This window comes from Kitasatospora sp. NBC_01300, from assembly GCF_041435235.1.
GTDB lineage: Bacteria > Actinomycetota > Actinomycetes > Streptomycetales > Streptomycetaceae > Kitasatospora.
The window spans coordinates 3,104,262-3,126,194 of the sequence record NZ_CP108408.1; the positions used below are offsets into that span (position 1 = coordinate 3,104,262).

Consider the following 21,933-nt stretch of genomic DNA (forward strand, 5'->3'; position numbering starts at 1 on the left):
AGGGCCCGGGAGCGGTCCGGGAGCGGTCCGGGAGATCCCGGGAGCGGCCCTACAGCTTGCCCGCCGCCTCGGCGCGCAGGTCGCGGCGCAGCTCCTTGGGCAGCGAGAAGGTCAGGTGCTCCTCGGCGGTCTTGACCGTCTCGACCGTGTCGTAGCCGCGCGCGGCCAGCCACTCCAGCACGCCCTCGACCAGGATCTCCGGGACGGAGGCGCCGCTGGTCAGGCCGACCGTGTCGACGCCCTCCAGCCAGGCCTCCTGGACCTCCTCGGCGAAGTCCACCAGGTGGGCGGCCTTGGCGCCGTACTCCAGGCCGACCTCGACCAGGCGGACGGAGTTGGAGGAGTTCTTGGAGCCGACCACGATCAGCAGGTCGGTCTCGGGGGCCATCTGCTTGACCGCGACCTGGCGGTTCTGGGTGGCGTAGCAGATGTCGTCGCTGGGCGGGCTGACCAGCGCCGGGAAGCGCTTCTTCAGCTCGCCGACGGTCGCCATGGTCTCGTCCACCGACAGGGTGGTCTGGGACAGCCAGACGACCCTGGACTCGTCCCGGACCCGCACGTTGGCGACGTCCTCGGCGCCGTCCACCAGGTGGATCCGGTCCGGGGCCTCGCCCATCGTCCCGACGACCTCCTCGTGGCCCTCGTGGCCCACCAGCAGGATGTCGAAGCCCTCGTCGGCGAAGCGCACGGCCTCCTTGTGCACCTTGGTGACCAACGGGCAGGTGGCGTCGATGGTGGCCAGCCGGCCGGTCTTCGCCTCGTCGTGGACGGACGGCGCGACGCCGTGCGCGGAGAAGACCACGATCGAGCCCTCGGGCACCTCCTCCGTCTCGTCGACGAAGATCGCGCCCTTCTTCTCCAGGGTCTGCACCACGTACTTGTTGTGGACGATCTGCTTGCGGACGTAGATGGGGGCCCCGTACTGCTCCAGGGCCTTCTCCACGGCGATCACGGCGCGGTCTACACCCGCGCAGTAGCCCCGGGGGGCGGCGAGCAGGACACGGCGCGGCGCGGTGTTGGACATGGCTCCATCGTACGGGCGGCGCCGAGCCGCGCCGACGGGAGGCGCTTTCCGGACAGACCCGGTCGTCGGTGCTCAAATGTGGTGTCTATGAGCTCTGCGAACGGGCAAACGGAACCGGGCGGCCTGCGCCGCAGCCTGAGCGTCCGCGACCTGATGGTCTACGGCCTGCTGTTCATCGCTCCGATGGCACCGGTCGGCGTGTTCGGCGTCCTGGACGCCAGGAGCCACGGCGCCGTCGCCACCGTCTACCTGGCCGCGACCGTCGCGATGGGCTTCACCGCCTTCTCGTACGCCCAGATGGTGCGCGCGGTGCCGCAGACCGGCTCGGTGTTCGCCTACGCGCGGGCCGGGCTGGGCGAGGGGCCCGGGTTCATCGCCGGCTGGATGGCGATGCTCGACTACCTGCTGATCCCGGCGGTCGCCTACCTGTTCTCCGGGATCGCGCTGAACTCGTTGGTGCCCGGGGTCTCCCGCTGGGTCTGGACGGCGCTCGCGGTGGTGCTGACCACCGCGCTCAACCTGATCGGCGTGCGGACGGCGGCCGTGGTCGGCTTCGCGGTGCTCGCCCTGGAGATCGCGGTGCTGGCGGTGTTCGTCGCCGCGGCCGTGGTGGCGCTGGTCCAGGGCGGCGCCCGGCGCGGCTGGGACACCCCGTTCACCGCCGTCGGCGCCTTCTCGCTGACCGCGGTGATCTCGGCGGTGTCCGTCGCGGTGCTCTCCTACCTGGGCTTCGACGCGATCGCCACCTTCGTCGAGGAGGCGGTCGGCGCCTCGGCGGCGGTGGCCCGGGCCGTGCTCTGGTGCCTGGCACTGGCCGGGGTGCTGTTCGTCGCCCAGACCTACCTGGCGGCACTGCTGGAACCGCTGGGCCCGCAGCAGCTGGCGGCCGACCCGGCGGCGCAGGGCTCGGCCTTCTACGACACGGTCGAGAGCGGGGTCGGGCACTGGCTGCACGTCCTGGTGGCGGCCAGCAAGGCGATCGGCGCGGCCTTCGCGGCGCTGGCCGGGCAGGCGGCGGCCGGGCGGCTGGTCTACGCGATGGGCCGGGAGGGGCGGCTGCCGCGCGTCCTCGGCACGGTCGACCCGGCCACCGCGGTGCCGCGCCGGGCGCTGCTGGCGGCCGCGGTGATCACGATGGCCGCGGCGGTCTGGGCGGCCAACCGGGACGACGGGCTGGACCAGCTGACCTCGGTGGTCAACGTGGGCGCGCTGACCGCCTTCGCGCTGCTGCACGCCTCGGTGATCGGCTGGTACACGGTGCGGCACGGCTCCCGGGACCGGGTGCGGCACCTGCTCGTCCCGGCCCTGGGGATCGCGGTGATCGCGGCGGTGGTCTACGAGGCCTCGACGACCGCGCAGCTCGTCGGGCTGATCTGGCTGGCGGTCGGGCTGGTGGTGCTGGGCGTCCAGGGCTCCCCCGCTTCGGGCGGCCCTGTCGGCGGACGCCGCTAGCCTCGTACGCATGGCCAACACCAGCTCCCCCGAAGCCCCGATCCCGGTCGGCAAGGTCTCCGCGCTGATCGGCGGCTGGATCGACCGGCTCGGCGCGGTCTGGGTGGAGGGGCAGATCACCCAGCTCAGCCGCCGGCCGGGGGCGGGCGTGGTGTTCCTGACCCTGCGCGACCCGCAGGCGGACGTGTCGCTCACGGTGACCTGCTTCCGCTCGGTGTTCGACCAGGTCGCGGAGGTGGTGCAGGAGGGCGCGCGGGTCGTCGTGCACGCCAAGCCGGAGTGGTACGCGGCGCGCGGACAGCTGTCGCTGCGCGCCTCGGAGATCCGGCCGGTCGGGCTGGGCGAGCTGCTGGCCCGGCTGGAGCAGCTGAAGCGGCGGCTCGCCGCGGAGGGGCTGTTCGCGGCCGAGCGCAAGCGCCCGCTGCCGTTCCTGCCGCTGTGCGTCGGGCTGGTCACCGGGCGCGGCTCGGCGGCCGAGCGGGACGTGCTGGAGAACGCCCGGCGGCGCTGGCCGGCCGTCCGCTTCGAGGTGCGCAACGTCCCGGTGCAGGGGGTCAGCGCGGTGGAGCGGGTGAGCGCGGCCGTCCGGGAGCTGGACGAGCACCCCGAGGTGGACGTGATCATCGTGGCCCGCGGCGGCGGCAGCGTCGAGGACCTGCTGCCGTTCTCGGACGAGGGGCTGGTGCGGCTGGTCGCGGCCGCCCGTACGCCGGTGGTCAGCGCGATCGGCCACGAGCCGGACCAGCCGCTGCTGGACTTCGTCGCCGACCTGCGCGCCTCCACCCCGACCGATGCCGCCAAACGGGTGGTTCCGGACGTCGGCGAGGAGCTGGCCAAGGTCCTCCTGCTGCGGGACCGTGCCCGGCGGCACGTCCTCGGCCGGGTCGAGCGCGAGCAGCACGGGCTGGACGGCGTGCGCAGCCGCCCCGCGCTGGCCGCCCCGCACCGGATGCTGGACGGGCGCGGCCAGGAGGTCACCGCGCTGCTGGAGCGGGCCCGGCGCACCCTGCGGCACCGGCTGGACCACGCGCAGAGCGACCTCGGGCACACCCTCGCCCGGGTGGTCGCGCTGTCCCCGGCGGCCACCCTGGAGCGCGGCTACGCGGTGCTCCAGCGGACGGACGGCGCGGTGGTGACCGACCCGGCGCAGGTCACGGCCGGCGAGGGGCTGCGCGCCCGGGTCGCGGGCGGGGCCTTCGACGTCGCGGTGGCGGACGGCCAGGACTCGTAGGAACGCCCGGCGTCAGGGTGGACGACGGTCAGGCCTCGTGGGAGCGCTGCCGGGAGAGCGCGCGGGAGTGCTCGCCGAAGCCGAGGCTGCGGTAGAGCGCCTCGCCGCCGCTGCTGGCGTGCAGGTCGATCCGGCCGACCCGCTGGTCGTCGAACCAGTCCAGCAGCGCCTCGGTACAGGCCCGGGCGTAGCCGCGCAGCCGGTGGCCGGGGTCGGTGCAGATGTTGAAGACGAAGCCGAACCGGCCGTCCGGGTTTCCCGGCGAGGGCAGCCGGTGCTCCAGCGTGCCGACCGCGCAGGCGGCTAGCCGGCCGGGCCGCTGCGGATCGTCCACCACGAAGGACGGCATGGTCAGTTCGGCGGGCGGGGCGGCGAGGCGCTCTCGCAGTATCCGCTCGGCGGTGGCCTGCCAGGGCCCCGGCCCGGTCAGGCCGGCCATGCTGGGCATCGCCTCGAACATCAGGTTGCGCAGCCGGACGAGCTCGGGGGCGTCGGCCGGGGCGGCGGGTCGGACCGTGATCATGCGGCGGAGGGTAGCGCCGCCGGCCGGCCGGCTGCACCCGATTTCGCCGCTGCCCGCACCCGCCGCCTTCGCCCGCTGCCCCCACCCGCCGCCTTCGCCCTGCCGCTTTCGCCCCGCCACGGCCGTTGCGTCGGTGCTGCGCAGGCTCTGTCGGCTCCAGCCCCTACGCTGGCACGCATGGCAGAGCAGCAGGAGCAGCAGGACGCGGCGGCACCGACCCCGGACGACGCGCTGGGCTACGAGCACGCCCGGGACGCGCTGCTGGAGGTGGTCCGGCAGCTGGAGAACGGCGGGACGTCGTTGGAGGAGTCGCTGGCGCTGTGGGAGCGCGGCGAGCAGCTGGCGAAGGTGTGCCAGCGCTGGCTGGACGGCGCCCGGGCCCGGCTGGACGCGGCGCTGGCCGCCGAGGAGGACGGGGCCACGGGCGGGCAGTGACGCGGCTCACAGTGGGCCGGGGAATCGTTGAATCTTCATCCATGTTGAGATGGTGTGACCGGCCGCGGCCGGTCAGTCCGACGAACCCCCTCCCGCATGAGGTGCAGACAAGCATGACCACCGACGCCCTGGTACTCGACGCCGCCGCTCAGGACCTGCTGTTCCGCGAGGCCCGCACCGCGAACACCTTCACCGACGAGCCGGTGACCGAGGAGCAGGTCCAGGCCATCTACGAGCTGGTCAAGTACGGCCCGACCGCCTTCAACCAGCAGCCGCTGCGCGTCGTCCTGGTCCGCTCGACCGAGGGCCGCGAGCGCCTCGTCCAGCACCTGGCGGACGGCAACAAGGCCAAGACCAGCACCGCCCCGCTGGTCGCCATCCTCGCCGCGGACAACGAGTTCCACGAGGAGCTGCCGACCCAGTTCCCGCACTTCCCGCAGGCCAAGGACGTCTTCTTCTCCGAGCGCACCGTCCGCGAGCGCTCCGCCTCGCTGAACGGCGCGCTGCAGGCCGCCTACTTCATCATCGGCGTGCGCGCCGCCGGCCTGGCCGCCGGCCCGATGACCGGCTACGACGCCGAGGGCATCAACAAGGAGTTCTTCGGCGACGGCGAGCACTCGGTGCTGGCCGTGGTCAACATCGGCAAGCCGGGCGACGACGCGTGGTTCCCGCGCTCGCCGCGCCTGGAGTACGACCAGGTCGTCACCACGGTCTGATCCGCCGCACGCGAGAGGGCCCGCACCGGTTTCCGGTGCGGGCCCTCTCCGTATGCGCACGGGGGCGTTCGGGGTCGTACGGGCGCGTCCGCGGGGCGTTCGCGGGGGCGTACGAAGCCGGTCCCCCGGGGGAGACCCGGGGGGACCGGGCTACTTGAGCGCCTGGGCCAGCTCGGCCAGTTCCTCGTAGGAGGCGGTGCCGGTGAGCACGGTGGTCGCGTCACCGGTCTGCACGGTCAGGGCGCGGGACTTCTCGCCCTGCACCCGCTCCCAGGTGCGCCCGGCGACCTCCGAGGTGCCGTCCGGCTTGCCGCCCGCGATCTTGTCGGCCAGCAGCGCGTCGCGCGGGACGTCGCTCTGCTCGACCGCCGCGTACTGGCCGGACGGCGTGACGAAGCCCAGGTGCCAGGCGTTGCCCTTGCCCTTGCTGATCGCGGCCGGCTGGTAGCCGACCGAGGTGGCCCGCCACTGGTCGGACAGCCCGTCCGGGGAGAGCAGCGGGTACGGCGCGCCGCGCTTCGCGGAGGCCGCCGCCACCTTGTACTCGACCACGTGCACCGGGTCGCTGTTCGCGTCGTACGGAAGGAACAGGTACCCGATCCAGACCACGGCGCCGACCGCCAGCATCGACAGGACCATGTCCCGTACGGTCTCCCGGCCCCTCATGCGTTTGCTCTCTCCAGCCACCCCCACATGGTGACTCATCCCTACGGCGGTACGGCCACCCGGGGTGCCCGCGTACGGGTGAACCGGGACGAACCGACCTGGTCGGGCGCCGGGTGGCGACCCGCGCCACAGACAGTCATCTCGTAGGCAGATACGATCGCAGGACCCTCACCACGGCGTTCGACCAGGCAGTAGTCGGGCGCTTACTGGCCGTCGCGTACAGAGAGGTAACGACGATGACCACGCAGTACCCGAACCACCTTCCCAGCGCCCTGGAGGTCGCGCCCGAGGCTCCGGACCGGAACCTCGCGCTCGAACTCGTCCGGGTCACCGAGGCGGCCGCGATGGCCGCCGGCCGGTGGGTCGGCCGTGGCGACAAGAACGGCGCGGACGGCGCCGCCGTCAAGGCGATGCGCACCCTCGTCTCGACCGTCTCGATGAACGGCGTGGTCGTCATCGGGGAGGGAGAGAAGGACGAAGCCCCGATGCTCTACAACGGCGAGCGGGTCGGCGACGGCACCGGCGCCGAGTGCGACGTCGCGGTCGACCCGGTCGACGGCACCACGCTCACCGCCAAGGGCATGAACAACGCCGTCGCCGTCCTGGCCGTCGCCGACCGCGGCACCATGTTCGACCCCAGCGCCGTGTTCTACATGGACAAGCTGGTGGCCGGCCCCGAGGCCGCCGAGTTCGTCGACATCACCGCCCCCGCGGCCGTCAACATCCGCCGGGTCGCCAAGGCCAAGGGCAGCGCCGTCGAGGACGTCACCGTCGTCGTCCTCGACCGCCCGCGCCACGACGGCCTGGTCCGGGAGATCCGCGAAGCGGGCGCCCGGATCAAGTTCATCTCCGACGGCGACGTGGCCGGCGCCATCATGGCCGCCCGCGAGGGCACCGGCGTCGACCTGCTGATGGGCATCGGCGGCACCCCCGAGGGCATCATCGCGGCCTGCGCCATGAAGTGCATGGGCGGCGTCATCCAGGGCCGGCTGTGGCCCAAGGACGACGCCGAGCGGCAGAAGGCCCTCGACGCCGGCCACGACCTGGACCGGGTCCTCACCACCGACGACCTGGTCAGCGGCGAGAACGTGTTCTTCGTCGCCACCGGCATCACCGACGGCGAGCTGCTGCGCGGCGTGCACTACCGCCAGGAGACCGCCACCACCAGCTCGCTGGTGATGCGTTCCAAGAGCGGCACGATCCGCGAGATCAACTCCGTCCACAAGCTGTCGAAGCTGCGGGCCTACAGCGCGATCGACTTCGACCGCGCCAACTGACACCGGGCGACCGCACCCGCGGCCTCGGCGGAATCCCCCTCCGCCGAGGCCGCGGCGCGTCCGGCCCGGGGCACACCCGGAGCCCCGTCAGCCCGCTATCCGGCGCTGCCCCGCGACCACCCGGGTCGCCTCGCGCAGCTCCGACTCCCGGCGGCGGCGACGGGCCAGCACCACCCGCCGCTCGGCGGCCGTCAGCCCGCCCCAGACCCCGTACGGCTCCGGCTGGGCCAGCGCGTGCTCGCGGCACTCCAGCAGCACCGGACACCGGGCGCACACCTGCTTCGCCTGCTCCTCGCGCGACAACCGGGCCGCCGTCGGCTCCTTCGAGGGCGCGAAGAACAGCCCCACCTCGTCCCGCCGGCAGGCCGCGCCGGTGTGCCAAGGGCTGTCCTCGCCCGAGGACGCGCCCTGGGCGGCGGTCTGGGGGCCCTGGCCGCCCGGGGGGTGCGGCTGCGGACTGCGCTCCAGCAACTGCGCGGCGGCGACGGGCGAGGTGGTGCGGGACTCGATCGGATGCAGCACGGCCGTACTCCTGACGAGACTCTCGGACACGGGGAAGCTCGCTCCCCTGCCCGGCTGCGAGCCCCCGCTGTCCAACCCCGAGTCGGCCGCTGGGCCGCCTCCGGTGCGCAGCCGTACAAGAAGCGATGTGCGGAAGGAACTACCCCGCCCGCCCGCGATTCATGCACACTGCACGCAATCGACTACGGAGCGCACCTGAGACAACGCGGAACGCCCGGCCGGGAGTTGATCCCCGACCGGGCGTTCGATCCGTCAACCCCGGCTACTCGGTGCCGAGTTGCTTGCGCACCCACTCCTTGAGCTTCTTGCCCCGGCGCGGCTTGGCCTCGCAACCGCCGAACACCGCGACGCCCTTGACCCGGACCACCGGCGCGTACGGGTCCGCCGCCGTCTGCTCCTTGACGTCGAATCCGCCGAAGATGCCGACGCCGCCGCCGTGCAGGCTCACGTTCTCCGGCACCCGGATCTCGACGCCGCCGAACAGCGCCGTCACCTCGATCTCCACCTCGGGCGACTCGAACACGGCGTCGGTCAGGTCGATCTCCACCCCGCCGAACGCCGCGAACGCCTTCAGGTGCGACCCCACCCGCCAGCGGCCCTTGCGGGACGAACCGCCGAAGATCGCCACCATCGACGGCGACTCCTGGCGCGCGGGCGGCAGCGCCGGCGTCACCGCACGCGGCGCCGGGGCCTCCAGCGGCGGCTTCTCGAACGACAGCGGCCGGTGGCCCGGCAGGTCCCTGGTCAGCGGCACCAGATCGCCGAAGGTCTTGGCGGCGTACGCGGCCCCGATCCGGTCCGCGTGCTCGTCCGCGTCCAGCCGGCCCTCGGCGTAGGCGTCCCGCAGCAGTTCCGCGATCCGCTCGCGGTCGGCGTCCGACACCCGCATCTCCGCCTGCGCCACCGGGGCGTGCGACGGCTGGGTCTTCGGCTCCGGCAGCGGCCGGAGTTGCGGCTGCGGCTCGGGCCGGCTCTCGGGCTTGGTCATCGGTACGGGCGCCGGCACGGACGGCTGCCCCGGATCGTCCTGCGACGGCGAGTTGTCCACGGCCCAAGACTAGTCGCTCGTACGTGCGGCCGAGTGAGCCCGGTCACGCAGGCTGCCCTGTCCGCGTGCGACGCGGAGCCGGGTCCTACCCTTGAGGGTGCTTCGCCGACGCAGCCGGACCACGGAAACCTAAGGACCGCCCCCATGGCTCCCACGCCAGACTTCGAGTACAGCGACCTGCTCCCCCTGGGCGCTGACCCGACCCCGTACCGCAAGCTGACCTCCGAGGGTGTCTCCACCTTCGAGGCCGGCGGTCGCACCTTCCTCCAGGTCGAGCCCGAGGCGCTGCGGCTGCTCACCGCCGAGGCGATGCACGACATCTCGCACTACCTGCGCCCCGCCCACCTCGCCCAGCTGCGCCGCATCCTGGACGACCCGGAGGCCAGCCCGAACGACCGCTTCGTCGCGCTCGACCTGCTGAAGAACGTCAACATCTCGGCCGGCGGCATCCTGCCGATGTGCCAGGACACCGGCACCGCCATCGTCATGGGCAAGCGCGGCCAGAACGTGCTCACCGAGGGCGGCGACGAGTCGGCCATCGCGCGCGGCGTCTTCGACGCGTACACCAAGCTCAACCTGCGCTACTCCCAGATGGCCCCGGTGACCATGTGGGACGAGAAGAACACCGGCAACAACCTGCCGGCCCAGATCGAGCTGTACGCCACCGACGGCGGCGCGTACAAGTTCCTCTTCATGGCCAAGGGCGGCGGCTCCGCCAACAAGTCGTACCTGTACCAGGAGACCAAGGCCATCCTGAACGAGGCGAGCATGCTCTCGTTCCTGGAGCAGAAGATCCGCTCCCTCGGCACCGCCGCCTGCCCGCCGTACCACCTGGCGATCGTGATCGGCGGCACCAGCGCCGAGTTCGCGCTCAAGACCGCCAAGTACGCGTCCGCGCACTACCTGGACAACCTGCCGACCTCCGGCGACGCCAAGACCGGCCACGGCTTCCGCGACCTGGAGCTGGAGGCGAAGGTCACCGAGCTGACCCAGAAGATCGGCATCGGCGCCCAGTTCGGCGGCAAGTACTTCTGCCACGACGTGCGGGTCGTCCGCCTGCCGCGCCACGGCGCCTCGCTGCCGGTCGCCATGGCCGTCTCCTGCTCCGCCGACCGCCAGGCGCTCGGCAAGATCACCGCCGAGGGCGTCTTCCTGGAGCAGCTGGAGACCGACCCGGCCAAGTACCTGCCGGACACCACCGACGAGCACCTGGACGACGACGTCGTGCGCGTCGACCTCGACCAGCCGATGTCCGCGATCCGCGCCGAGCTGTCCAAGTACCCGGTCAAGACCCGGCTCTCGCTCACCGGCACCCTGGTCGTCGCCCGCGACATCGCCCACGCCAAGATCAAGGAGCGCCTGGACGCCGGCGAGGGCATGCCCAAGTACCTCCAGGACCACCCCGTCTACTACGCCGGCCCGGCCAAGACCCCCGAGGGCTACGCCTCCGGCTCCTTCGGCCCCACCACCGCCGGCCGGATGGACTCCTACGTCGATCAGTTCCAGGCCGCCGGCGGCTCCATGGTCATGCTCGCCAAGGGCAACCGCAGCAAGCAGGTCACCGACGCCTGCGCCGCCCACGGCGGCTTCTACCTCGGCTCCATCGGCGGCCCCGCCGCCCGTCTCGCCCAGGACTGCATCAAGAAGGTCGAGGTCCTGGAGTACGCCGAGCTCGGCATGGAGGCCGTCTGGCGCATCGAGGTCGAGGACTTCCCGGCCTTCATCGTGGTCGACGACAAGGGCAACGACTTCTTCCGCGAGACCACCGAGGGCCCGCTGATCACCAGCCTCCGGGTCCGCTCCAAGGAGTAACCACCCCGGTCTCCCTCAGCCGCCCCGGCCGCGCCCGTCGCGACCGGGGCGGCCGCGTTGCGCGTGCTCACGCGTCGAAGTCGTACTCCAGGACGTAGGAGGCGGCGTCGAGGATCATCTCGTTGAGCTCGACGACCTGGCCGTCGTCGGCGAAGGCGGTGCGGCAGATCAGGATGACCGGGGTGCCCGCCGACAGCTCCAGGCGGGCGGCCTCCTCCGCGCCGGGCATCCGGGAGCGGACCTCCTCGCGGAAGTGGACGGGCTTCGCGCCGATCTCGGCCAGCCGGGCGTAGGTGCCGCCCGGGCCGGTGTCCTCGCGGGTGATGGCCGTGCCGGCGACCAGGCCGGCCGGCAGGTAGGAGGTCGACAGCAGCACCGGCTTGCCGTCCAGCACGAAGCGGCGGTGCCGCACGCACATCGACGCGCCCGGATCCACGCCCAGCACCCGGGCGACGTGCTCCGGCGCGCCCCGTTCGGTGACGGACACCTGGTCGACCACCAGCAGGCGGTTGTCGATGTCCGCCGACCATATGGAGCGGCCCGAGCCCCACTGCCCCTGCGCCAGCCGCTGGATCCCGCGCCGGCGCAGCGGCCGGAAGTCCCGGACGAAGACCCCCGCGCCCCGGCGCGCCTCGGCGATGCCCTCGCTCTGCAGCACGCCGAGCGCCTGGCGGGCGGTCATCCGGGCCACGCCGTACTCGTCCATGAGGTCGTTCTCGCCCGGCAGCCGGTCGCCCGCGCGGTACTGGCCGTCGTCGATGGCCGCCTTCAGCGTGTCGGCGATCCGTTGGTACTTGGGCTGTTTGTCGCCACTGCTGCCGGTCATCGCCGCTCCCTCTCCCTCGAACAAATCGTAGGCGCGACCGCGGCGGACGGTAAGCGGCTACGACTGTTGACATCTCTAGAGATATTAGCTTCTCTAGAGATGCTGGGTAGTCGCCGAGCACCACACACACGGACAGCGACCAGGGCGCGACCCCCACCCGGAGCCGCACCCGCACCAGAACAGCGAGGAGCAGTGCGGTGAGCACCCGTCAGCGCGACTCCGCGGCCTACCGGCCGCACGTGGGTGAACTCGTCCTCGACCGGAGGACCGGACGCACCGGCATCTACATGGACACCATCGGCGGGGAGCACTACCTGCGCCCCGAGGGCGGCGGCCGCGAATGGACCGCCGAACCCGGACGGGTCTCGCCCGTTCCCGGGCCCCGCGATTCAGCCGAATACGATCTTCCGCGCTAATTGCGGCAAAAAGCACGCAAACAGCAACATTCCCACCCGCAATCCCCCCGAGTGAATCCGGAATTCCGGAACGCCCCGCACCCACCGTCGGGCACGTTACGGATATCACCGGTCACCATGAGTGCACCACGGACGGGATTCGGCCACCGGGCGGGCGCCGGTGCCGAATGGAGCACGCCCAAAACCCACAGCGCCCCCGTGCCCGGACCGGGACACGGGGGACACGGGGCCTTCGGCCGGAGCGGCTTACGGGTGGCCGGAGATCATGCCTTCCGGCTCGTAGCGCTTGCCCGGCCCGCCCGTGGCCGGCGCGACGGGCTCCACCACGTGCGCGGCCTCGTCCCCGAACAGGTCGTTCTCGATCGCCGCCTTCTGCGCGTCGGACGGCGCGGTGTACTCGGTCGTGTTCGAGGACGCGGCCACCGCGCCCTCGACAGCCTCGCCCGCCTCCACAGCGACGGCCGGGGTGTCCGTCGCCGCCGCGTTCTCGGGCGCCGACGCCACCGGGGTCTCGCTCTGGTCGTTGGCCATTGGGCGGCCGCCTTTCGGTCATCAAATGTGTCTCGCCCGACCTCCGTGGCACGGGCGTGCGGACAGTATCGTAGGGTTGATTAAATGTCCGATAAACATCGTGCGGCTTGCGCTGCAGTCCGGCAGAGTCGGGCGTCCGCCTAAGCTGAAGCACCACGGCGGACCGCCGAGCGCCCTTTCACGGAATCGACACCACAGGCCATCGGGGGACTTTCATGGAGTTTCGGGAGACGCCGCAGACCCCTGCGCTGCGCTTCCAAGTCCTCGGTCCGGTCCAGGCCTGGCTCGACGGCAAGCCCCTTTCCCTCGGATCCCCTCAGCAACAGGCAGTTCTGACCACCCTTCTGCTGCATTCCGGACGCCCGGTCACCACACAGGACCTGGTCGACGCACTCTGGGGCGAACGGCACCCGGCCCAGGCGGTGGCGGCGCTGCGCACCTACGTATCCCGCCTGCGCTCCGTCATCGAGCCCCGGCGGGAGGTGCGCCGGCCCTCCGAACTGCTGATCTCGGTCGCCGACGGCTACGCGCTGCGCATTCCCGGCGAGGCCCTCGACCTGACGGTCTTCGAACGGCTCTGCGCCGAGGCCGCGGCCGCCCGGGCCTCGGGTGACAAGCACGAGGCGCACCGGCTGCTGGCACGGGCGCTGGACCTGTTCAGCGGCCGGCCGCTCACCGGCATCCCCGGCCCCTACGCCGACACCCAGCGGCTGCGGCTCGCCGAACGGCAGGTGGCCGCCGCCGAGGAGCTGTGCGCCGTCGCCCTCGACATCGGCCTGCACGCCGAGATCGTCGGCGAGCTGAACGGCCTGACGGCCGAACACCCGCTGCGCGAGCGCCTGAGCGAACTGCTGATGCTGGCGCTGTACCGCTGTGGGCGCCAGGCCGAGGCGCTCGGCGTCTACACCGACACCCGCAAGCTGCTGATCGAGGAACTCGGGGTCGAACCCGGAGCCGGCCTGTCCGCGATGCACGCCCGCATCCTGGCGGCGGACCCGACGCTCGCCCTCCCGGCCGTACCCGCCCCGGCGAGCCGCGAGGACGGTCCGGCCGCTCCCCCGGCGCCCGCCCAACTCCCGGCCGACGTATCGGACTTCAGCGGCCGCACCGACCTGGTGAGCGACCTCTCGACGGTCCTGATGAACGCCACCGGCCAGGCCGTGGTGGTGACTTCGTTGGCCGGTATCGGCGGGGTCGGGAAGACCACCCTCGCCGTCCACGTCGCCCACCGCGTCCGCGGCGAGTTCCCGGACGGGCAGCTGTACGTCGACCTGCGCGGCGCGGGCACCTCGCCGGCCGACCCGGTGGCCGTCCTGGGCGACTTCCTGCACGCGCTCGGCGTCACCGACAGCCCCGACTCGCTCGAACAGCGCGCCGCCCTCTACCGGTCGCTGCTCGCCAGCCGGCGGATGCTCATCCTGCTCGACAACGCGCGCGACGCCGAGCAGATCCGACCGCTGATCCCCGGCGTCTCCGGCAGCGCCGTGCTCGCCACCAGCCGCTCCCGGCTGGCCGGCATCCCGGGTGCGCAGTTGTTCGACGTCGAGGAGCTGACCCCGAACGAAGCGCTGGCGCTGTTCTCGGCCATCGTCGGCGAGCAGCGGGTCGCCGCCGAACCGGAGGCGGCCATGCAGGTGGTCACCGCCTGCGGGTTCCTGCCGCTCGCCGTCCGCATCGCCGCCGCCCGGCTGGCCAGCCGTCCGCGCTGGAGCGTCTCCGACCTGGCCAGACGGTTAGCCGACCAACGGCGGCGGCTGGACGAACTCCAGCTCGGCAACCTCGCCGTGGAGACCACCATCGGACTCGGCTACGGGCAGCTCTCCACGGACGAGGCCCGCGCCTTTCGGCTGCTCGCCCTGATCGACTCCCCCGACATCCCGCTGCCCGCCGCCGCGGCGCTGCTCGGCACGAACGAGTACACCGCCGAGGACCTCGCCGAGGCGCTGGTCGAGGCGAACATGCTGGAGTGCTTCACCCCCGGCCGCTACCGCTACCACGACCTGCTCCGGCTCTACGCCCAGCGGCAGAACGAGCGGATCGGGGACACCGAGGAGCAGGAGCGGGCGGTGCTGCGCCTGCTCGACCTGCTGATCCCGACCGTCCGCAACGCGGCCCAGGTGATCGAGCCCGACGACCAGCTCCCGGAACCGCTCAACCCCCTGGGCTCGTCAGGCCTGGACCTGCCGACGAGCCGGGACGCCCGGCAGTGGCTGCGGACGGAGATCACCTTCCTGCTCAGCGCCGTCGAGGCGGCCGTGCGAGGACCGGACTTCGTGCTGCGCCCGGCCGTCGACCTGCTGATCGTCCTGAACAGCCTGGTCAGGGATCCCACGCACGGCTCGCGGATGCGCCGGTTCCTGGTGACCGCCGAGCGCAACGCCGCCGCCTACGGAGACGCTGCCGCCCTGGCCCGGGTGCACTTCGCCTTCGGCACACTGCAGTCGATCACCAATGACTTCCAGGGCGCCGAACAGTCGCTCCGCAAGAGCCTGAGCCTCCAGCGCTCCGACGACATGACGATCCTGCGGTCGGCGGCGAGCAACGACCTGGGGATCATCCTCAGCCTGACGAACCGCCCCGCCGAAGCCATCCCGCTCTTCGAGCAGGCCCTCGGCATCAGCCGGGTGGTCCGCGTTCCGATCAACGAGGCCCGGCTGCTCGGCAACATGGCGCGGGCACAGCTCAAGCTGGGGGACACCGAGACCGCCGTCCGCTCGGTCATCGAGGCGGTGGCGACGGCCCGGACGTCGAGGAACGGCCCCTGCCTCGCCGACACCCTGTACCAGACCGGTGTGGTGCTCGCCTCCACCGACGAGCCGAAGGCGGCGGTGGGCTACCTGCGAGAGGCCCACCAGCTGTTCCAGGCCCAGCAGAATCCGCTCTGGGAGGGCTACACCCTCGCCCGCCTGGCCTCCGCCCTGCTCGCCGCCGGACAGCACGCCGAGGCGGCCGAGGCGGCCGACGAGTCGCTCGTGATCGCCCAGGAGCTGGACTCCGCCTACTGCCAGGGCCTCGCGAACGCCACCCTCGGCGAGGCGCTGCTGGCGCTGGCGCAGCCCGCGCGCGGGCTCGCCTGCCTGCGCGAGGCGCACGCGATCTTCACGCGGCTCGGTGTGCCGGAGGCCTCCCCCGTGGCGGACCTCATCTCCCAACAGCACACCGAGCCTCCCCCATCTTCCCCAGCGCCGTAGGTCTCCGCCCCCCGGCAGAGCCCCCACCCCCGTTGTGCGCGTCGGCGCCCCCGCAGCCCCCCGGCTGCGGGAGCGCCCTCAACGCTTCCCCGGCGCTGGACTCCACTCTGCACTCCGGCGATTGACGTTCGATAAACGCCCGACGGCCGGCCCTCGCCCCGGCGAAACCGCAGGTCAGTCGTTACGCCACGGCGCGCCATGCGGCGCGCGGAGCCGGCGCGCACCACCCCTGCCCGCACCGTCGTGCTTCCGCAACCCCGTCCACACCGGCCCAAGCATGACGAGTTGGCTGGAAAGGGACCCCATGGCGCAGAGATCACGCATATTCTCAGATGCCAGTACACACACGAGTGTCTGCCGGCAACGTGTGGGCCGGCGAGGCAGGACGGGCGCCGGGGCGGACGGCATCCCGCTCCCGTGCGGCCGCGTGCAGCCGGCCGGAGGCCACGGGTGGAAGGGTGCCTCTCAATCGTGACGACCGGACAGATATCCGACTCGTACCCCGTCGACGAGGACGCGGGAGACGACGGGCCCGACGTGCGGCGGCGCCGGGCGGCGCGTGCCCTGCAAGCCGTCGCCTTCGACACCATCGGCGCCGGGTACGGCGAGGCGTTCCCCGCCAAGGACGGGCAGCTGGCCTGCGGACGGCAGCTGCTGGCCGAGCTCGAACCCGGCGCGCGGGTGCTGGACGTGGGCTGCGGCACCGGGGACCCGACGGTCCGGCAGCTGGTCGCGGGCGGGCTACGGGTGACCGGGATAGACCTCTCGGACGTGATGCTCTCGCTGGCCCGGCAGGCCCGGTTCCCGGGCGAACACCCGCCGGAGTTCCATCGGATCGACCTGTTCGATCTGGCCACCGAGCGCGCCGGGCAGGTCTGGAACGCCCCCGGACTGGGGCCGCTGGGCAAGGACGGGTTCGCCGCCGTCACCGCGTTCTTCTCACTGATCCTGCTGCCGCAGGACGAGATCCCGACCGTGCTCACGCGGCTGCGCGAACTCCTCCGGCCGGGCGGACTGCTGGCGCTCGGTATGGTCGAGGCGGATCTGGATCACGTTCCGCTTCCGTTCCTTGGCAGAGAGCTGCGGATCAGTGGGTATCTGAGGGAGGATCTGGAGCGGGTTCTCGTCACGGCGGGCTTCGCCGTCGAGGAGTGCTCGGGGCATCCGTACGCGCCGGCCAGCACCACGCTGCCGCCGGAGGAACAGCTGTTCCTGTGCTGTCGACGCGTCGGCTGACCCACCGCACGGCAGCAGGGCCCGCCAGCAGGACACCGCAGACCACCACAGAGACCACACCGAATCCAGGACAGGCAGCCCGTGCGCGACCAGCTCAAGACCGAGGCCGGACAGCCGCCTGCCGTCCCGGGCCAGCGCGGCCTGCCCCTGGCACCAGTACCGGCACCGGCGCACCAGCCGACCGCGCGCCCGGAGCGCGAGGACGTGGCGGGCCGGCTCGGCCACCTCGACCTGGCCACCCGGCGGATCAACAGCGCGCTCGACCTGTCCGCGACGCTGCGCAACATCGGCCGGGTGCTCGTCCCCACGCTGGCCGACGCCGCCGTGGTCCACCTGCGCGACCCGCTGCCCAACGTCGAGCGCGAGCCCGGCTTCCCGGACGAGCTGCGGATCCACCACAGCACCGGCACCCGGATCGGACGGCGCGGCCGGCCGAGCGGCGCGGACGACCGGCACCGCTCCCGGTACGGCTCCCGCTCCACCGCCGACACCGGCCCCGCCACCCCGGTGACCCGCGGCGGGGCGCTCGCGCACGCCCTGCTGAGCCGCCGCCCCGCCGAGTCCGCGGTGCTCGGCGCGCCCGGCGCCGAACGCACCGAGGCGCTGCTGCGCGAGCTGTACGGCACCCGCGGGCTGGCCCGGCTGGCCGCGGGCACCTCGGTGCTGGCCCTGCCGCTGCGCGGCCGCAAGGCCGTGCTCGGCCTGCTGGTGCTGATCCGCCGCCCTCCTGAACGCACCGGCCGGCCCGCCTTCGACGCCGCCGACACCGCGACCGCCGCGCACCTCGCCACCCAGGCGGGCCTGGCGGTGGACACCGCCCTGCGGTACGCCCGCGAGTGGGAGATAGCCAACGAACTCCAGCGCAGCATGCTGCCGTTGCGCCTGCCGCAGCCGCACGGCGTCCGCCTCGCCCAGCGCTACCTGCCGGGCGAGCGCGGCGCGCAGGTCGGCGGCGACTGGTACGACGCCGTGCCGCTGCCCGGCAACCGGGTCGCCCTGATCGTCGGCGACGTGATGGGCCACTCGCTCACCTCGGCCGCCATCATGGGCCAACTGCGCACCAGCGCCCAGACCTTGGCCGCCCTCGACCTGCCGCCGCACGAGGTGCTCTACCACCTGGACGAGCAGGCCCAACGGCTCGGCCGCGAACAGCACCTGGCGACCTGCGTGTACGCGGTGTACGACCCGATCGCCAACCGGGTGGTGCTGGCCAACGCCGGGCACGTCCCGCCCGTCCTGGTCCGGCCGGACGGCACCGCCGAGTTGGTGGAGCTGGACTCCGGGGCCCCGATCGGGGTCGGCGGGGTGGACTTCAACTCGGTCGAGCTGCCCGCCCCGCCCGGCTCGGCCCTGCTGCTGTTCACCGACGGCCTGGTGGAGACCCGCAGCCGCCCGATCAGCGACGGCCTGGAGGTCCTCCGCGCCCGGATCGCCGCCGCCCGCTGGCAGTCCCCCGAGCAGCTGTGCCAGGAGGCGCTGCGGATCCTGCCGCCCGGCGACCGCGGCGACGACATCGCCCTGCTGGGCGCCTGCTTCGACGGCATCCCGGCCGGGGACGTCGCGCACTGGTACCTCCAGCCGCGCAACGAGACGCCCGGCCGGGCCCGCCGGCTGGCCGCCCACACGCTGCGCCGCTGGGGGCTCGGCGAGCTCAGCGAGGCGACCGAGCTGATGATCAGCGAGCTGGTGACCAACGCCGTCCAGCACGCGACCCGCCCGGTCACCCTGAGCCTGGTGCGCACCACCCGGCTGCGCTGCGAGGTCGGCGACGACAGCCCGCTGCTGCCGCGGCCGCGCCGTACCGGGCCGGAGGACGAACGCGGTCGCGGCCTGCAGATAGTGGCCCGGTGCGCGGACCGCTGGGGCGCCACCCGGCTGGGCACCGGCAAGGTGGTCTGGTTCGAGCAGCGACTGCCCCAACCGCCCGTCGAGCCACGGCTGCCGTAACCGCCCGAAGCCGCCCGCAGCCGCCCGCGGCCGCCCGTCGAACAGCGGCTGCCGCGGCGCGCGGACGCCCGACGGGAACGGCCCGCCGGGCGCCCGGGAGCGGTTCAGACCCCGGCCGGCTCCTTCGCCGGGTGCTCCGCCGACTCCAGCCGCGCGATCAGCTGCTCGCCCTCCATGTCGACCCGCGGCACGACCTTCTCCAGCCGCTTCGGGAACCACCAGGCGGCCTTGCCGAACAGCGCCATCGCGGCCGGCACCAGCGCCATCCGCACCACGAAGGCGTCCACCAGCACGCCCACCGCGAGGGCGAAGCCGATCGGCTGCACGATCGGGTCGTGGCCGAAGACGAACGAGCCGAACACCGACACCATGATCAGCGCCGCCGCCGTGACCACCCGGGCGCCGCCGCGCACCCCGGCCACCACGGCGTCCCGCGGCGCCTTCCCGTGGACGTACTGCTCCTTCATCCCGGAGACCAGGAACAGCTCGTAGTCCATCGCCAGCCCGAACAGCACGCCGATCAGCAGGATCGGCACGAAGCTCACCACCGGCCCGACCTTCGGCACGTCGATCAGGCCGTCCAGCCAGCCCCACTGGTAGACCGCGACCACCGCGCCGAGCGAGGCGGTGATGCTGAGCAGGAAGCCGGCCACCGCCTTGAGCGGGACGAGCACCGAGCGGAACGCCAGCGCCAGCAGCACCACCGCGATGCCGACGATCACCGCGAGGAACGGCGGCAGTGCCTGGCCGAGCTTGGTGGAGACGTCGATGTTGGCGGCGGTGGTGCCGGTGACGGCGATGTCCGCGCCGGTCGAGGCCTTGAGCGGAGCGCGCTGGTCGCGGATCTCGTTGACCAGCGTCCTGGTGCCGGCGTCGTCCGGTCCGGTTTGCGGGATGACGGTGAGCAGGGCGGTGCGCCCGGTCTGGTCGACGGCCGGGGGCAGCAGTGTCCGCACGCCCGGCAGGGTCTGCAGCCCGGCCGCCACCCCCTGCACCGCCTGCTCCGGCCGCGGCACGCCCCCGGCGTCCACGACGACCACCAGCGGCGCGTTGAAGCCCGGCCCGAAGCTCTCGCCGACCAGGTCGTAGGCCTTGCGCGCATCGGTGCCGGCGGCCTGCGAACCGCCGCCCGGCAGGCCGAGCTGGAGGCTCGCGGCGGGCACCGCGAGCAGGCCCAGGCCGGCCAGTCCGACGAGCAGCACGGCCAGCGGGCGGCGGACCACGAAGCGGCCCCAGCGCTCGCCCAGGGTGGTGCGGCCGCCGGTGCGCAGCGCCCGCTTCCAGACCGGCAGCCGGTCGATGGCGCGGCCGGCGAAGCCGAGCAGCGCGGGCAGCAGCGTGATCGCGACCAGGACGGCCACCACGACGGCGCCGGAGGCGGCCAGGCCCATCACGGTCAGGAAGGGGACGCCGGCGACGGCGAGCCCGGCGAGCGCCACGACCACGGTGAGGCCGGCGAAGACGACGGCGCTGCCGGCGGTGGCGGTGGCGCGGGCGGCGGCCTCGTCCGGCTCCAGGCCCTCGTCCAGGTGGCGGCGGTGCCGGGAGAGGATGAACAGCGCGTAGTCGATGCCGACGGCGAGACCGACCATCAGGGCCAGCACCGGCGCGGTGGTGATGATCTCGAACGAGCCGGACAGCGCCATGATCGCGGCCATCGCCACGCCGACCCCGACCAGCGCGGTCAGCAGCGGCAGTCCGGCGGCGACCAACGAGCCGAGGGTGATCACCAGGACCACCCCGGCGACGGCCAGACCGATCGCCTCGCCGCCGTCGACCTGCGCCATCCGGTTGTACGCGTCGCCGCCGAAGGCGACGTCCAACCCGGCCGCGCGGGCCGGTTCGGCGGCGGCCTTGACGGCCTCGCGCTGCTGGTCGGTGACGTCGGCGAGCTTGTGGTCGAAGGAGACCAGGGCGATCGCGACCCGGCCGTCCGGTGAGACGGCGTGGGTGGCGTACGGGTCGGGCACGGCGGCCACGCCGGGGACGGCGGTGATCCGGGCGACCGCCTCGCCGACCGCCCTGCCCGCCTCGGGCGTGGTGGCGCCGCCGGGCGCGGGGGCCGCGAAGACGACCTGGGCGGAGCCGTGGCCCTGCTCCGGGAAGGTGTCCTTGATCCGGTCCAGGGTGGTCTGCGCCTCGGTGCCCGGCACCTTGAACTCGTCGCTGGTCTTGCCGGCGAAGGCCCCCGCGGCCCCGCCGATCGCGATCAGCACGGCGATCCAGACCGCCAGCACCGCCCGCCGTTTCCGGAAGCAGTAGCGGCCGAGTCGGTAGAGGTACGTGGCCATGGGTGACCCCTCGGTCAGGTCGTCGGGCAGGCAGGTAAACAGGTCGCGGTCCACCGTACGCGCAACCTTGTCAGGTGACAAAGTTGGTCGACAGAATCGGGCGACAGAATCATTCGACGCAGTTATCCGACCATGGCGATACCCTGGCTGGATGGCTCATGTCCCCGCCTCCGAACGCCGACCGCAACTGGTCCAGGCCGCCCTCGACCTGATGACCCGGGAGGGGGTCGCCGCCGGCAGCACCCGGGCGATCGCGGCCGAGCTGGGCGTGGCGCAGGCGACGGTGCACTACACCTTCGGCACCAAGAAGGACCTCTACCGGGCCGTCGTCGAGCAGCTGACCGCCGAGTTCATCGGCCACGTCCGCGCCGCCTACCCGGGCGACGGCTCCTTCGGCGAGCAGGTCGCCACCCTGGTCCACGCGCTCTGGGAGAGTTCGACCGGCACGGACGGGCGCTGCGTGCTGCTGAGCGAGTTCGCGGCGCTGGCGATGCGCGACCCGGACCTGCAGGAGATCATGCGGGCGCTCCAGCACGGGATCGAGCGCACCGCGGCGGAGATGCTCACCGCCCTCGCCGAGGCGCACGGCCTCGAACTGGCCACGCCCGCCGAGGAGATCGCCGTCCACTTCCTCACCGGCTTCGACGGCCTCACCGACCGCTACCTGGCCCTGCGCGCGCCCGGCGAGCAGCCCGACCAGGGCACCCTGCGGGCCCTGGACCTGCTGGTGGCCACCACGGTCGGGCTCTGCCTCGGCGCCCCCGCGAAGCAGTAAGGCCGCAGGACCAC

19 protein-coding genes are annotated in these 21,933 nt (G+C 73.0%); 11 read left to right on the forward strand and 8 right to left on the reverse strand.

Features of this window, described 5'->3' with window-relative positions; genetic code table 11:
- Window positions 1-49: 49 nt before the first annotated feature.
- Window positions 50-1,024 carry a 4-hydroxy-3-methylbut-2-enyl diphosphate reductase gene (locus OG556_RS13675; protein ID WP_371517271.1) on the reverse strand — a complete coding sequence of 325 codons (975 nt, stop codon included), beginning with the start codon at window positions 1,022-1,024 and terminating at the stop codon, window positions 50-52.
- 87 nt (window positions 1,025-1,111) lie between these two features.
- On the opposite strand from OG556_RS13675, the gene OG556_RS13680 reads away from it, so the two are divergent.
- A complete protein-coding gene (locus OG556_RS13680) occupies window positions 1,112-2,476 on the forward strand; it encodes an APC family permease (RefSeq protein WP_371517272.1) in 1,365 nt (454 codons plus the stop codon).
- A gap of 10 nt (window positions 2,477-2,486) precedes the next feature.
- The gene (gene xseA / locus OG556_RS13685; RefSeq protein WP_371517273.1) at window positions 2,487-3,707 is read left to right on the forward strand and encodes an exodeoxyribonuclease VII large subunit; all 1,221 of its coding nucleotides are present in this window, start codon (window positions 2,487-2,489) and stop codon (window positions 3,705-3,707) included.
- A 28-nt stretch (window positions 3,708-3,735) separates the two neighbouring features.
- Here the strand turns inward: xseA and OG556_RS13690 are convergent, their stop codons facing one another.
- Window positions 3,736-4,230, reverse strand: coding sequence for a GNAT family N-acetyltransferase (locus tag OG556_RS13690; RefSeq protein WP_371517274.1), 495 nt, complete (start codon window positions 4,228-4,230; stop codon window positions 3,736-3,738).
- A gap of 177 nt (window positions 4,231-4,407) precedes the next feature.
- On the opposite strand from OG556_RS13690, the gene OG556_RS13695 reads away from it, so the two are divergent.
- On the forward strand, window positions 4,408-4,665 hold the full coding sequence (locus tag OG556_RS13695; protein WP_371517275.1) for an exodeoxyribonuclease VII small subunit: 258 nt from the start codon (window positions 4,408-4,410) through the stop codon (window positions 4,663-4,665).
- Window positions 4,666-4,778: 113 nt separating this feature from the next.
- Entirely contained in the window at window positions 4,779-5,381 is a 603-nt protein-coding gene (locus tag OG556_RS13700) for a malonic semialdehyde reductase (RefSeq protein ID WP_363585443.1), read from the forward strand.
- 150 nt (window positions 5,382-5,531) lie between these two features.
- Here the strand turns inward: OG556_RS13700 and OG556_RS13705 are convergent, their stop codons facing one another.
- On the reverse strand, window positions 5,532-6,047 hold the full coding sequence (locus OG556_RS13705; RefSeq protein ID WP_371517276.1) for a DUF4245 domain-containing protein: 516 nt from the start codon (window positions 6,045-6,047) through the stop codon (window positions 5,532-5,534).
- A 236-nt stretch (window positions 6,048-6,283) separates the two neighbouring features.
- On the opposite strand from OG556_RS13705, the gene glpX reads away from it, so the two are divergent.
- Complete coding sequence (glpX, locus tag OG556_RS13710) at window positions 6,284-7,324, forward strand: class II fructose-bisphosphatase (protein WP_063347979.1); 1,041 nt, start codon at window positions 6,284-6,286, stop codon at window positions 7,322-7,324.
- Window positions 7,325-7,411: 87 nt separating this feature from the next.
- Here the strand turns inward: glpX and OG556_RS13715 are convergent, their stop codons facing one another.
- A complete protein-coding gene (locus OG556_RS13715; RefSeq protein WP_371522692.1) occupies window positions 7,412-7,795 on the reverse strand; it encodes a WhiB family transcriptional regulator in 384 nt (127 codons plus the stop codon).
- A 313-nt stretch (window positions 7,796-8,108) separates the two neighbouring features.
- On the reverse strand, window positions 8,109-8,834 hold the full coding sequence (locus tag OG556_RS13720; protein ID WP_371522693.1) for a DUF1707 domain-containing protein: 726 nt from the start codon (window positions 8,832-8,834) through the stop codon (window positions 8,109-8,111).
- Window positions 8,835-9,038: 204 nt separating this feature from the next.
- Here OG556_RS13720 and OG556_RS13725 point away from each other — a divergent pair, with 204 nt between their 5' ends.
- On the forward strand, window positions 9,039-10,706 hold the full coding sequence (locus OG556_RS13725) for a fumarate hydratase (protein ID WP_063347981.1): 1,668 nt from the start codon (window positions 9,039-9,041) through the stop codon (window positions 10,704-10,706).
- A gap of 67 nt (window positions 10,707-10,773) precedes the next feature.
- Here the strand turns inward: OG556_RS13725 and OG556_RS13730 are convergent, their stop codons facing one another.
- The gene (locus OG556_RS13730) at window positions 10,774-11,532 is read right to left on the reverse strand and encodes a GntR family transcriptional regulator (RefSeq protein ID WP_371517277.1); all 759 of its coding nucleotides are present in this window, start codon (window positions 11,530-11,532) and stop codon (window positions 10,774-10,776) included.
- A 197-nt stretch (window positions 11,533-11,729) separates the two neighbouring features.
- Here OG556_RS13730 and OG556_RS13735 point away from each other — a divergent pair, with 197 nt between their 5' ends.
- The gene (locus OG556_RS13735) at window positions 11,730-11,948 is read left to right on the forward strand and encodes a hypothetical protein (RefSeq protein ID WP_350879954.1); all 219 of its coding nucleotides are present in this window, start codon (window positions 11,730-11,732) and stop codon (window positions 11,946-11,948) included.
- 246 nt (window positions 11,949-12,194) lie between these two features.
- On the opposite strand, the gene OG556_RS13740 is transcribed toward OG556_RS13735, so the two are convergent.
- Complete coding sequence (locus tag OG556_RS13740; RefSeq protein ID WP_371517278.1) at window positions 12,195-12,479, reverse strand: hypothetical protein; 285 nt, start codon at window positions 12,477-12,479, stop codon at window positions 12,195-12,197.
- Window positions 12,480-12,694: 215 nt separating this feature from the next.
- On the opposite strand from OG556_RS13740, the gene OG556_RS13745 reads away from it, so the two are divergent.
- The 3 genes from OG556_RS13745 to OG556_RS13755 all read left to right on the forward strand — a co-directional run bounded on the left by OG556_RS13745 (window position 12,695) and on the right by OG556_RS13755 (window position 18,853).
- Entirely contained in the window at window positions 12,695-15,670 is a 2,976-nt protein-coding gene (locus OG556_RS13745; protein ID WP_371517279.1) for a BTAD domain-containing putative transcriptional regulator, read from the forward strand.
- Between the two features lie 471 nt (window positions 15,671-16,141).
- Window positions 16,142-16,906 carry a methyltransferase domain-containing protein gene (locus tag OG556_RS13750; protein ID WP_371517280.1) on the forward strand — a complete coding sequence of 255 codons (765 nt, stop codon included), beginning with the start codon at window positions 16,142-16,144 and terminating at the stop codon, window positions 16,904-16,906.
- Window positions 16,907-16,987: 81 nt separating this feature from the next.
- A complete protein-coding gene (locus OG556_RS13755; RefSeq protein ID WP_371517281.1) occupies window positions 16,988-18,853 on the forward strand; it encodes a SpoIIE family protein phosphatase in 1,866 nt (621 codons plus the stop codon).
- Window positions 18,854-18,957: 104 nt separating this feature from the next.
- Here OG556_RS13755 and OG556_RS13760 read toward each other — a convergent pair whose 3' ends face one another.
- The gene (locus OG556_RS13760; RefSeq protein WP_371517282.1) at window positions 18,958-21,144 is read right to left on the reverse strand and encodes an MMPL family transporter; all 2,187 of its coding nucleotides are present in this window, start codon (window positions 21,142-21,144) and stop codon (window positions 18,958-18,960) included.
- Between the two features lie 151 nt (window positions 21,145-21,295).
- Between OG556_RS13760 and OG556_RS13765 the strand changes: the two genes are divergently transcribed.
- A complete protein-coding gene (locus OG556_RS13765; protein ID WP_371517283.1) occupies window positions 21,296-21,919 on the forward strand; it encodes a TetR/AcrR family transcriptional regulator in 624 nt (207 codons plus the stop codon).
- The last annotated feature ends 14 nt before the right edge of the window (window positions 21,920-21,933 follow it).